13 protein-coding genes and 1 tRNA gene are annotated in these 10,959 nt (G+C 59.2%); 8 read left to right on the top strand and 6 right to left on the bottom strand.

Features of this window, described 5'->3' with window-relative positions:
- From ndhI to NW852_RS00525, 4 genes are all read right to left on the bottom strand, one after another.
- On the bottom strand, positions 1 to 536 hold a 536-nt coding region (gene ndhI, locus NW852_RS00540), incomplete at its 3' end, for an NAD(P)H-quinone oxidoreductase subunit I (RefSeq protein ID WP_414426383.1).
- A gap of 29 nt (positions 537 to 565) precedes the next feature.
- Positions 566 to 1,687, bottom strand: coding sequence for an NADH-quinone oxidoreductase subunit NuoH (gene nuoH / locus NW852_RS00535; protein ID WP_414365358.1), 1,122 nt, complete (start codon positions 1,685 to 1,687; stop codon positions 566 to 568).
- Between the two features lie 60 nt (positions 1,688 to 1,747).
- Positions 1,748 to 1,951: a hypothetical protein gene (locus NW852_RS00530; RefSeq protein ID WP_414365360.1), complete on the bottom strand. Its 204-nt coding sequence runs from the start codon at positions 1,949 to 1,951 to the stop codon at positions 1,748 to 1,750.
- 30 nt (positions 1,952 to 1,981) lie between these two features.
- Positions 1,982 to 3,166, bottom strand: coding sequence for an NAD(P)H-quinone oxidoreductase subunit H (locus NW852_RS00525; RefSeq protein ID WP_414365381.1), 1,185 nt, complete (start codon positions 3,164 to 3,166; stop codon positions 1,982 to 1,984).
- Positions 3,167 to 3,339: 173 nt separating this feature from the next.
- On the opposite strand from NW852_RS00525, the gene NW852_RS00520 reads away from it, so the two are divergent.
- A complete protein-coding gene (locus NW852_RS00520; RefSeq protein WP_414335221.1) occupies positions 3,340 to 3,663 on the top strand; it encodes a DUF3288 family protein in 324 nt (107 codons plus the stop codon).
- On the opposite strand, the gene NW852_RS00515 is transcribed toward NW852_RS00520, so the two are convergent.
- Together NW852_RS00515 and NW852_RS00510 are read right to left on the bottom strand one after the other, a co-directional pair.
- Entirely contained in the window at positions 3,660 to 4,217 is a 558-nt protein-coding gene (locus NW852_RS00515; protein ID WP_414372442.1) for a carboxymuconolactone decarboxylase family protein, read from the bottom strand. The genes NW852_RS00520 and NW852_RS00515 overlap by 4 nt on opposite strands.
- A 203-nt stretch (positions 4,218 to 4,420) precedes the next feature.
- Positions 4,421 to 4,672 (bottom strand): hypothetical protein, encoded by a 252-nt coding sequence (locus tag NW852_RS00510; protein ID WP_414365362.1) that lies wholly within the window; start codon positions 4,670 to 4,672, stop codon positions 4,421 to 4,423.
- Positions 4,673 to 4,743: 71 nt separating this feature from the next.
- Here NW852_RS00510 and ureG point away from each other — a divergent pair, with 71 nt between their 5' ends.
- The 7 genes from ureG (at position 4,744) to NW852_RS00475 (ending at position 10,943) form a co-directional block, all read left to right on the top strand.
- Positions 4,744 to 5,394 carry an urease accessory protein UreG gene (ureG, locus tag NW852_RS00505; protein WP_414348801.1) on the top strand — a complete coding sequence of 217 codons (651 nt, stop codon included), beginning with the start codon at positions 4,744 to 4,746 and terminating at the stop codon, positions 5,392 to 5,394.
- On the top strand, positions 5,391 to 6,176 hold the full coding sequence (locus NW852_RS00500; RefSeq protein ID WP_414426382.1) for an urease accessory protein UreD: 786 nt from the start codon (positions 5,391 to 5,393) through the stop codon (positions 6,174 to 6,176). The genes ureG and NW852_RS00500 overlap by 4 nt, the downstream gene beginning before the upstream one ends.
- 37 nt (positions 6,177 to 6,213) lie before the next feature.
- Positions 6,214 to 7,728, top strand: coding sequence for a hypothetical protein (locus tag NW852_RS00495; RefSeq protein ID WP_414372437.1), 1,515 nt, complete (start codon positions 6,214 to 6,216; stop codon positions 7,726 to 7,728).
- 49 nt (positions 7,729 to 7,777) lie between these two features.
- Positions 7,778 to 7,857: transfer RNA gene (locus tag NW852_RS00490), tRNA-Leu, on the top strand.
- Between the two features lie 680 nt (positions 7,858 to 8,537).
- A complete protein-coding gene (gene mgtE / locus NW852_RS00485) occupies positions 8,538 to 9,905 on the top strand; it encodes a magnesium transporter (RefSeq protein ID WP_414336797.1) in 1,368 nt (455 codons plus the stop codon).
- A 104-nt stretch (positions 9,906 to 10,009) separates the two neighbouring features.
- A complete protein-coding gene (locus tag NW852_RS00480; RefSeq protein ID WP_414335072.1) occupies positions 10,010 to 10,207 on the top strand; it encodes a hypothetical protein in 198 nt (65 codons plus the stop codon).
- A 34-nt stretch (positions 10,208 to 10,241) separates the two neighbouring features.
- Positions 10,242 to 10,943 carry an MgtC/SapB family protein gene (locus NW852_RS00475; RefSeq protein WP_414365367.1) on the top strand — a complete coding sequence of 234 codons (702 nt, stop codon included), beginning with the start codon at positions 10,242 to 10,244 and terminating at the stop codon, positions 10,941 to 10,943.
- Positions 10,944 to 10,959 lie beyond the last annotated feature (16 nt).

Below are 10,959 nucleotides of genomic sequence, written 5' to 3'. Positions count from 1 at the left end.
CGCTGGGATCCGGCAGGCAGCTCATGGGGATCGATCACCCCCTTGGGCAGGTAGGCAAACTCCCGTAGCGGCGTTACCATCGGGTCTTCCGTGACCTTGGAAGGCAGACGGCCCAGCGCCACCTGATGGTAGTTCAGTTCGTGGCGGTCGTAGGTGGCTAGCTCATAATCTTCGGTAACCGAGAGGCAATTGGTGGGGCAAAACTCGACGCAATTGGCACAGAAAATGCATACCCCAAAATCAATGCTGTAGCTATAGAGCTCTTTTTTCTTCAGCTCAGTGTTATAGACCCAGTCCACCACCGGCAGGTCGATGGGGCAAACCCGAACACAGATCTCGCAGGCAATGCACTTATCGAACTCGAAATGAATGCGTCCCCGAAAGCGCTCGGAGGGGATCAATTTCTCAAAGGGGTACTGAACAGTTACGGGCCGGCGGTTCATGTGGTCGAAAACCACCCCCATCCCCTGGCCGATGTACTTGGCCGCTTTGAAAGCATCGCTTACGTATTCGCCAACTCGCTTTAGAAAAGTCATGGTCGCTTTCCTCTCTCTTGTACTCTCATTCAACCCCCGAAAAAACTTGGGAAGGCGAGTTTCAAAGCTGCCGTCAACAGCAAATTGACAAACGAGACGGGCAGCAGAAATTTCCACCCCAAGTCCAACAGTTGGTCAATGCGCACCCGCGGCAAGGTCCAGCGCAAGAGGATGGCCAAGAACACGAAGATAAAAGCCTTGACCATCGTCATGAGAATCCCTAAGACCGCCGCGCCGATCTGCAAAAAGGGGTTGTCCAACGGGATCCCAGCCCAGGCGGCGATCGTCTCCACCGGCACCACAAACGACCAGCCGCCCAAGTACAACACCGCCGCAATTAGGGAAGCCAGCAGCAGGTTGGCGTAGGAGCCCAAGTAAAACAGGGCAAACTTCATGCCGGAGTACTCCGTTTGGTAGCCAGCCACCAGCTCCTCCTCGGCTTCCGGCAAGTCGAACGGGATCCGCTCCGTTTCTGCCAGGGCCGAGATCAAGAAAATGACAAAACCAATCGGCTGCCGCCAGACGTTCCAACTGAGGATCCCCAGCCCGCTCTGCTGCTCCACAATCCCCACGGTGTCTAGGCCGTTGCTCATCAGCACTACCGCCAGCACCGACAGAGCTAGGGGCAGCTCGTAGCTGATCGACTGAGCTGCCGCCCGCAGCCCCCCCAGCAGGGAATACTTGTTGTTGGAGCCGTAGCCGGACATCAACAAGCCAATGGGCTGCACGCTGGAGGTGGCGATCAGGAAAAAGACGCCGATGGCGATGTTGGAGATCAACAGGTTTTGGCCGAAGGGAACCACCAGGTAGCACAAAAAGACCGGCAGGAAAACCAAGATCGGCCCCAGCGTGAACAAAACCGGGTCGGCCAGGCTGGGCAGCACATCCTCCTTCGTCAAGAGCTTGATGCCATCGGCAATCGGGATCAGTACCCCCTGGGGGCCAGCCATGTTGGGGCCAATCCGCTGTTGGGCTGCTGCCGAGATCTTGCGCTCCAGCCAAGTCATCACCATCACCCCTAGGGTGGCGGCGATGACCAGCAGCAACATGGGCAGGGGCATCCAGAGGGCATGAGCGACGCCTGGGCTCAAGCCCAAGTTTTGCAGGGCAGTCTCAAAGCCGAGCTGTAGGTCGATACCGGCAGTTGTCATGGGGTTGAGTAGCTCCCTAAAGACGGTGGGTCAAAAAAACCTGGGATCCCGTGTCGTTAACTAAGCCTTGCCGTTGGGATCCGACTGAGAGGGACGGTGGCGGCGGCGTAGCTCCTGCTGAATGATGGCCTGGAGGCGAGCATCAGATAGCTGCTCGGCGCGGCGACGCCTTTCTTCTTGGTACTTGGCCCATTGCTTGGGGCCGATAATTGCGGCAATAGTTGCAACAATCAAAAGCGGCAGAACCAAGATCGCCCAGGCCATCGCCTTTATCCTCGCTTTCCTAGCGGTATTTTAGCGATCCACCTCCCCCATGATGATGTCGATGCTGCCCAGAATGGCGATCATATCGGCTACCTTCATGCCGCGAATGAGCTGAGGCAGCACCTGCAGGTTGACAAAGCCAGGCGGACGAATTTTCCAGCGCCAGGGACAGACATTGTCGTCGCCGACGATGTAAATGCCCAGCTCGCCTTTGGCGCTCTCCACCCGCACGTAGGCCTCTCCTTTGGGGATCTTGAAGTTGGCCGAGGGTTTTTTGCTGATGAACTGGTAATCGCCTTTGTTCCACTCCGACTTTGGCCCCTCCAGCATGCGTTTGGCTTCCAGATTTTCAAAGGGGCCACCGGGCAGAGCCTTCACCGCCTGCTGGACAATTTTGCAGGACTCGCGCATCTCCTTCATGCGCACCCGATAGCGGGCCAGGCAATCCCCCTCTGGGTAAACGGCCACCTCCCAGTCGAAGTCGTCGTAGCACTCGTAGTGATCCACCTTGCGCAGATCCCAGTTGACGCCGCAGGCGCGCAGCATGGGGCCAGATAGCCCCCAGTTGATGGCATCCTGCTTGGAGATAACCCCCACCCCTTCCAGCCGCCGGCGGAAAATGGGGTTGTCAGTAACCAGCCGCTCGTACTCATCTACTTTGGGCAGGAAGTACTCGCAAAAATCGAGGCATTTTTCCGTCCAGCCGTAGGGCAAATCCACCGCTACGCCCCCGACGCGGAAGTAGTTGTTGTTGATGAGGCGCATGCCGGTGACGGCTTCAAACAAATCCAAGATCCACTCCCGCTCCCGCATAGCATAGAGGAAGGGGGTTTGGGCACCCAAGTCCGCCAAGAAGGGGCCGAACCAGAGCAGGTGATTGGTGATGCGGGTCAGCTCTAACATGATCACGCGCAAGTAGCTGGCCCGCCGGGGCACCGGGATCCCAGCCAGTTTCTCGACGGCGTTGACGGTGATGGCCTCGTTGAACATGCCAGCGCCGTAGTCCCAGCGAGAGACGTAGGGCAGGTATTGCACCACGGTGCGGTTTTCGGCAATTTTTTCCATGCCGCGGTGCAAGTAGCCGATCACGGGCTCGCAATCAACGATGTTTTCGCCATCGAGGGTGACCAGCAGGCGCAAGACCCCGTGCATAGAGGGATGGTGCGGCCCAAAGTTGAGCAGCATCCGGTCGGTACGGGTCTCGATCATGGGCATGGCCATAGCCGCCGCCTCCGCAACTGAAGAATGTTTATGGTCTGCAACATTTGCAGTATAACGGCTTTCCCGCGGTTCCTCGGCCTCTCGGGCCATCAGGGATCCCAATTTTCGTCATTGAGGATCCCCTAATGGGTTCGGCTAGAGTGTTTTAAAGAAAGGTAAGGAGAGGGATGGCGGCATCTGGTTCACCCCCGAATGGCTTATCTCGGCGGGAGCAACAGCATCCGCTATATGCCACCGACAGGGCTGTGCTTGATGAGCTGATGGCGCAGGCTCGGGAGAACCCTCCCTCCGATTGGGTGCTGGCCGAAGTCGCCCGTCTGCGCATCCGCTATCAAGGTTTCCCTGGCGCCTGGGATCTGCAGCAGGATTTGGATCAGATCTTGGAGCAGTGGGGCCTGAGCGAAGAGGAGCTGTTTGCCCGCACCCGCCAGATCCACGCCCGCGGCCAGGTGTACGACCGTAGCTTCAGCACGCGAGACGACTGGGCCTAGGAGGCCTGGAGTTGCTCCGCAAAAACAGGATCCAGAGGCACATCCAAAGCGGCGATGACCTTGGTCCAGAAGTTCATAAAGCCGATCCAGGCCGAGAGCTCCACCAGATCTTCATCCGACCAGATGGCTTTGAGTCGGGAAAAGAAGCTGTCGGTAACCACCATGCTGGGCACGGTCATGCGCTCGGCGTACTCGATGGCCAGTTTCTCCGCCTCGGTGTAGAGGGTGCTGGTGCGGGCCTGGGCCACCGCCGCAATTTTGGCCGGGCTAGCTCCGTGTTTTTGCGCCTGCAGGGTGTGGTAGGGCAGGCAGTAGTGGCGGCAGCCGTTGATCTGGGCAATGCGGATGCTGACCAGCTCCTTCAGCTCTTCGGGCAGGTTGGGGTTGTCGGTGTGCAGCGCCCCGTAAAGGTTCATCACCGCCCGCATCAGTTGTGGCTTATGGGCCATCACCTGTAGCGGGTTGAGGGCGGTGCCGTAGGTTTTCTCCAGGCTTTCGTAAACCTTCTGCAGTTGCTTATCGGCTTTTTCTGGGGGAACAGGAGGGATCCGCATGGATGATCTATAAAATTGCAGCATTCTCGACTTTAGCGCGTTTGGGGGATCCGCCCAAGCCTTCCACTCCGCTGCCCTGGCTGTTTCCTCAGGGATCCCTGCTCCCACTGAGGAGTGAGCTTCAAGCCTTCTGACAACTTTGGGTGCGGGCTTTCCCGGCCCCACCGTCAAGCCGGACGGCAGCCCTGTTTGCAAGCCCCAACTCAATTCCCCAAGGACTGCTCGAGGGCCTCCACCTGCTGCTGCGTGGCCGTAGCCCCTTGATTGAGGGTTTGCTGGAGCTGTTCCCGCGACTGGTAGATCTGCAGCGGCCCTCCCTGGGGGATTCCTTGCTGGGCGGCCTCAGGGCTGGCCTGTTCCGGCCTCGGCTCTGAACCGAGCGGGTTGCGATAGAGGCGGTTCACAACCAAAAAGCCCACCAGCACCACGGCAGTTGCCACCAAAAGTCGAACCATACCCGGATCCCTTGCGAGCACCTGGTTCTAAAATGCCCAAAAAGAGCCTCAAGTATCAGAGGTCGGGCACAATGGTACAGACTGCTCAGCCGGTACGGGTTGGCATTGGGGGCCCGGTGGGATCCGGAAAAACCGCCCTGGTGGAAAAGCTCTGTCTGGCGCTGCGGGATCACCTGTCTTTGGCCGTGGTGACCAACGATATTTATACCCGCGAAGATGCCGAGTTTTTGGTGCGGGCCAAGGCGCTGGAAGCGGAGCGGATCATCGGCGTGGAGACCGGCGGCTGTCCCCACACGGCCATTCGGGAAGACGCCTCCCTCAACCTCGATGCCATTCAGGAGCTGGAGCGCCGCTTCTGTCCCCTGGATCTCATCCTGGTGGAATCGGGGGGGGATAACTTGGCAGCCACCTTCAGCCCAGAGCTGGTGGATGCCTGCATCTATGTTATTGACGTGGCCGAAGGGGACAAGATCCCGCGCAAGGGGGGGCCGGGGATCACCCGCTCTGACCTGCTAGTGATCAACAAGATCGACCTGGCGCCCTACGTAGGGGCAGACTTGGGGGTGATGGAACGGGATGCCCGCCGCATGCGGGGGGACAGGCCTTTTGTCTTCACCAACCTGCGCACGGGCGAGGGGCTGGAGCAGATCCTGAGCTGGCTGGAGCGGGAGGTGCTCTTTCGCTCCATCCAGGCCGATTCTCCCTCTGTGAGCCACCTGTGAACTTCGGCAAGGCCCTCTTGAAGATCAGCCGCCAAGGCCAACAGACCCACATTTGGGAGTATTCTCAGGCCCCCCTGCAATGGCTGGGATCCCCGGGTGAGCCGACACTCTATTACCTACGCAACCCCAATGGTGGACTGCTGGGCGGGGATCGCCACCACATCGCCATCGAGCTGGGGGCAGGCGCAGCGCTGGAAATTCGCACCCAAGGGGCAACCCGCCTCCACCCCGGCCTGAGCCGGCAACAGGCCAAGGTCAAGCTGGCTCCCACCAGCCAACTGATCTGGATCCCTCACCCGACCATTCTGGGCGCAGGAGCAGACTTCCGCCAACAGGTGCAGATCGAGCTGGATCCCAGTGCCCGCTTGGCCTATGCCGAGATCTGGACAGCCGGGCGGCTGGCCATGGGGGAATGCTGGCAGTTTCGGCGCCTTTCCAGCAGCTTGCGGGTTTGGGTCGCTGCCGGGATCCCCGCCTCCACAGACGGGAGCAAACTCTGGCTGCAGGAGCACCTAGACCTGCGCTTTCCCCACCAGCATATCTCCGCCGCGTCGGTGCTGGGATCCCATCTCTGCTGGGGATCCCTGTACTTACTGGGGGATTGGCCAGAGCCGGAGTGGCCGACGGATACGCACCACTGGCTGCTGCGGTCGCCGGATCCCGTCTGTCAGGGCTGGATCCTACGCCAGGTGGGACCCCAGGCAGAGGCCATCTGGCAGCAGTTTGGCCAAGTTGTGCAACAGCTTGCCCCGGCCAAGAGAAGCTCAAACCAGGGGTGGTAGGCTAGGGCTGGCTTAGCCCAACCCGTTGCACGAGATCATGAACGCCGCTCGACGCATTATCAGACGTTCCGTCCGCAAGGGGCGAAGCCGCTGGCTCCTCCTCTACGAAAAAGGAATGGCCGTGCTGGCTTTGGGCAACCTGTGCTTGGTGCTCTTCGACCTCAGCTACGTGCCCTGGCGAGACTTCTGGCTCCAGGGGCGGGTGCAGATCTTCGGTGCCTTTGGCCCTCCCATTCCCTTGCCCATCCTCTCCCAACAGACCAGCCGCTCCCCGGTAACCGACCTGTACGACCCGGTTAAAGGCATTGAGCCCAACCCGGAAACCCAGCGCTACTTGGCCCTGGTGGATGAGCTGCGCCAGGTCACCCTGCGCTTTGGGGTGGAGTCGGAAGCAGCGGCACCGATCCTAGCCCGCCTGCGGCAACTGAGCGACGAGATGATCGAGACCAACCCCTTTCAGGCCGCCAACAAAACCGGCCAGTTTGTGCGCATCCTCAACTTGATGCGGGAGCACATCCCCGAAGCCGACTCGGCCAAGGCTGCCTTCGCCCGCTTCTGGACTGCCGAATACTTGGCCAGCGTCGATCCCAAAGACGGGATCGAATTTTTCCAGGCCCGCCTGCGCCCCCTCTTCGAGACCAATTACTCCCGCCCCATCGGCGAGAGCGGCAACCCGGTGGACTTTTTCCCCCTGCTGGACCTTCCCTTTGCCTTGCTGTTTGGGCTGGAATTTGTGCTGCGCACGGTGGCCATCAGCCGTCGCTACACCGGCGTCAATTGGCTGGATGCCATGCTCTGGCGCTGGTACGATGTGCTGCTGCTGTTGCCCTTTTGGCGCTGGCTGCGGGTAATCCCCGTTACCATCCGGCTGGGACAGGCGCAGTTGCTGGATCTGGAGCGGATCCGCGCCCAGGTGAGCCAAGGCTTTGTTACCAACTTCGCCGAAGACCTGACCGAGGTCATCGTCGTGCGGGTGATCAACCAAATCCAGGCATCCATCCAGCGGGGATCCTTGCCCCTGTTGCCAGCAGCCGATCCCTCCCGCAGCTACATCGACCTCAACGAGATCAACGAGCTGGAAGCCATTGCCAACCTGGTTTTTCGCACCGTCCTCTACCGCGTCCTGCCCCAGGTTCAGCCGGAGGTGGAGCAATTGCTCCGCTACAACCTGGATGGCCTGCTCAAACAACTCCCCGCCCTGCAAACCCTGGAACGGCTACCCGGCCTCGGATCCCTGCCCGGCCAACTGACGGAGCGCCTGGCCAGCGAGCTGACCACCACCACCTATAAAACCTTGACCCACAGCTTCGAGGATCCCGTCGGCTCCCAGTTGGCGGCCCAACTGTTGCGGCGCTTTGGCGAAGTCTTGGCCAACGAACTCACCCAGCAACATGCGCTGGATGAGATCCGCTCCCTGTTACAAGACTTGCTGGAAGAGATTAAGATCAGCTACGTGGAGCGCCTCTCCCACGAAGATCTGGAGGAAGTGATGGAGCAAACCCGCAAGCTGCGGCAAAAAGCTCAACAACTGCAGCAAGCCCGCGGTGCGTAGGGATGGTTGACGAGGTTCCACCGGTTCAGTAGGATAATGGTTCCAGTCCGGGCGAGTGGCGGAACTGGTAGACGCACCGCACTCAAAATGCGGCGGGAAACCGTGTCGGTTCGAATCCGACCTTGCCCATGGCAAAAAGCTCAGTGACTCCGGTCTGGGCGTTAGCCCTTGAGAAGCGGCTGCTGCCACCGAGATAGGCAAGGAACGGAAAAAAGGTTGACCGGATCCCGCTTTGGCAACTAGCCTAAAAAGGGCTGAAGAGATCCTCTTCAGGCTGTCCGGGTTATTCCGGTTCAACTTTCTTGGAGGAAAACGTTCAACACCATGGACGCTTCTGGCAGTTGTAGCACTGGCCGGCAAGGATCGCTCTTCGGGGATCAAATCCTTGGAGACCTACATCCTACTGGTGTCTTCCTTTTTCCCGCTGACAGCTTCAGTCGTCGCTTGAGAGGATCCCGTTTCGCCAACGCGAAGGGGCAGGAGAGCTTTCTCAAATAGCTTCTGGCTTGGGTGGCTCTCTCGGTCGGCGACGAACAGATGGGCTGAGCAGAGCTCGACCTGAGCATCGGAAAAGGGAAAATCAGGAGTGCTTCAAAGGGGACTTCCCCTGGCTTTGGCTTTTGTAGGTGTTCGTGGGCCAGGGGATCCCTTTTATCGACTTGGGCTTTTGGGCTTCGAGTCGGATCTAAGGTTTTGTGAGGCGTTCAGCTTCAGGGCTCCCATGAGCTTTGGAGCACGAGTTGGCCGTTGCCCTCCGGGTCTTTTATCCGGCTAACTTCAACCTTCGGAGGTTTGTTATGCGGCAAAACATGCTTCGCGATCTTCTCTCTCCCGCCTCTTTGGAAGCCGCCAAGCGAGCGGCCAATCGTGCCCCTATTGCCGAGCTGGTGCAGCAGTTAATGGAGATTTCTCCACGGCAGCGGGTTTTGGCTTTTCGCCTGTTGGAAAAAGACAAAGCTATGGCGGTATTTGAGTATCTGCGGCCCGAAGAACAGGCCGATCTCATCCGCAGCATGGAAGACCCAGAGGTGATCCGGCTGGTGGAAGCCCTACCCCCAGACGAGCGGGTGCGTCTATTTGAGGAGCTGCCGGCCAAAGTTACCAAGCGGCTGATCGCCAACCTCAGCCCAGAAGCCCGTGAAGCCGTGAATATCCTGCTGAACTACCCGGAGCGCAGTGCCGGTCGGCTGATGAACCTGCGCTACTTGGCGGTGCGCGATACCCTCACCGTTGGGGCGGCTTTGGCCAGCGTGCGCGACTCCCAACTGGGGGACGACGAGCTGGATGTCATCTTTGCGGTCGATGACCAGCGGTTCTACAAAGGTCTGGTGCGCACCGTGCGGCTGGTGAAAGTGGATCCCGACCTACCCATTCGGGAGCTGATCGAAGGATCGGATATTGTTGCTCGGGTTACCGATCGAGATTTGCAAGCAGCCCGCCTGCTTAAGGATTCCGGCTTGCCGGCCATTCCGGTGGTAGACAGCGAAGGGCGCTTGGTGGGGGATATCACCTTTGAGGATGTGATCAACTTGGTGGAAGAGGAGGCTACGGATGCGGCTTTGGCCCAGGCCGGGGTGGCTAGCTTGCTCAGCCGCGATAAGGTGTGGAGCGAGCGGCTGGTCAAGGGATCCCGCTGGTATTCTGTGCGTTTGCGCCTCACTTTTTTGATCATCACCCTGATCGGTGGCATGTTGGTGGGGGGAGTGATTGAAACCTTTGAGGAAGTGTTGCAGGCAGTTACAGCGGCGGCTGTTTTCATCCCGGTGATCATGGATATGGGCGGCAATGTTGGCACCCAATCCACCACCATCTTTGCCCGTGGTCTCGCCTGGGGCCATATCAACGTGAAGCAGTTTCTTGGCTACTTGCTGCGAGAAGCCAGTATTGGCGGCATTATTGGTGTCATTCTAGGGGTTGCGGCTGGGGTGATTGCTTACTTCTGGCAGGGAGCACCCAATGGGATCCCACAGTTGGGTCTCGCAGTGGGCCTATCTATGGCCATTGTGTTGACTTTAGGAGCTTTTCTGGGGGCGATTCTGCCCTGGATCCTCTTAAAGCTGGGCTTTGACCACGCTCCCGGGGCAGACCCTTTCATCACCACCATCAAAGACTTCACCGGTCTCTGGGTGTATTTCACCCTGGTAGCTTGGCTGGTCGGCGTTGAAGTCGAGCTCTGAGGCCGCTCTTTTCCCCTTGCAGTCCAACTTCGGCTCCCAGGCTACCCCCGGCCTGGGGGAGCTGGGTTGAGATTGAATCCGATTATTCGTTCAGGAGGTGTGCCATGACCTTGAAAGCTCCTTCCACCACAGCTCAGTTCCGGTTGCTGCTGCAGCGCTACGCCCATCGAGTCAGCATAACCTGCGCTTTAGAAACAGGTGGTAAGCTGGCCCCAGAAGTGGCCTTTGCTCAACTGGAAACCCTCTGGCAGGCTCTGGAACAGGCGGCCAAAGCCCTTGGGATCCCAGATGTGGCCGGCTAGCCCTCACTCCTCCACGAGAACTGGAGCCTGACCTATGACCTGGATCGACTTCACCTTCCGCCTAACGGTTGCTTTTATTTTGGGATCCCTCATCGGGTTGGAGCGACAGTGGCGGCAGCGCATGGCCGGCCTGCGCACCAACACCTTGGTGGCCACCGGTTCAGCCTTGTTTGTCATGCTCTCAGTTCTCACTCCTGATGAAAGCAGCCCGACCCGCATTGCTGCCCAGGTGGTATCGGGGATCGGCTTTTTGGCCGGGGGCGTGATCCTCAAAGAAGGGGCCAGCGTGCGCGGCTTGAACACCGCTGCCACCATCTGGTGTGCGGCTGCCGTGGGAGCCTTTGCCGGGGCGGGGTATATTCCCCAAGCCGCTATTGGGGCAGGAGCTGTGCTGATTTCCAATATTCTGCTGCGCCCCCTGGGCTACCGCATCAACCAGCAGCCCCTCAAAGGCACAGAACTGGAACTGGTCTATGAGTGTTCATTTATTTGCAAAAGCCATGCGGAAGCCCACCTGCGCGCTCTGCTGCTGCAGGGCATAGCCCCTTCCCATCTCAAATTGCGAGCTCTCTACAGCGAAGATCTGGAGAACAAGCCCGACCTCGTTAAAGTCGAAGCAGAGCTGGTCACCCAAACCCGCGATGACCAGGCTCTAGAACAGGTTGTCAGCCGCCTCAGCCTCGAACCAGGGGTGATGACCGCCCGCTGGCGGATCATCGAACAGGAGTTTGGATAGTTGAGCCTTCCCTCCT

Origin of the sequence: Synechococcus sp. H60.1, assembly GCF_047462335.1 — a bacterium.
Taxonomy (GTDB): domain Bacteria; phylum Cyanobacteriota; class Cyanobacteriia; order Thermostichales; family Thermostichaceae; genus Thermostichus.
Note: the sequence above shows the minus strand (reverse complement) of the source record. Positions and strands in the feature narration are given on the sequence as shown.

Excerpts from the sequence above, each read along its gene's own strand:
- nuoH (WP_414365358.1), bottom strand. The coding sequence starts at position 1,687 with ATGACAACTGCCGGTATCGACCTACAGCTCGGCTTTGAGACTGCCCTG.
- NW852_RS00530 (WP_414365360.1), bottom strand. The coding sequence starts at position 1,951 with ATGGCCTGGGCGATCTTGGTTCTGCCGCTTTTGATTGTTGCAACTATT.
- NW852_RS00525 (WP_414365381.1), bottom strand. The coding sequence starts at position 3,166 with ATGCCCATGATCGAGACCCGTACCGACCGGATGCTGCTCAACTTTGGG.
- NW852_RS00520 (WP_414335221.1), top strand. The coding sequence starts at position 3,340 with ATGGCGGCATCTGGTTCACCCCCGAATGGCTTATCTCGGCGGGAGCAA.
- NW852_RS00515 (WP_414372442.1), bottom strand. The coding sequence starts at position 4,217 with ATGCGGATCCCTCCTGTTCCCCCAGAAAAAGCCGATAAGCAACTGCAG.
- NW852_RS00510 (WP_414365362.1), bottom strand. The coding sequence starts at position 4,672 with ATGGTTCGACTTTTGGTGGCAACTGCCGTGGTGCTGGTGGGCTTTTTG.
- ureG (WP_414348801.1), top strand. The coding sequence starts at position 4,744 with ATGGTACAGACTGCTCAGCCGGTACGGGTTGGCATTGGGGGCCCGGTG.
- NW852_RS00495 (WP_414372437.1), top strand. The coding sequence starts at position 6,214 with ATGAACGCCGCTCGACGCATTATCAGACGTTCCGTCCGCAAGGGGCGA.
- mgtE (WP_414336797.1), top strand. The coding sequence starts at position 8,538 with ATGCTTCGCGATCTTCTCTCTCCCGCCTCTTTGGAAGCCGCCAAGCGA.
- NW852_RS00480 (WP_414335072.1), top strand. The coding sequence starts at position 10,010 with ATGACCTTGAAAGCTCCTTCCACCACAGCTCAGTTCCGGTTGCTGCTG.
- NW852_RS00475 (WP_414365367.1), top strand. The coding sequence starts at position 10,242 with ATGACCTGGATCGACTTCACCTTCCGCCTAACGGTTGCTTTTATTTTG.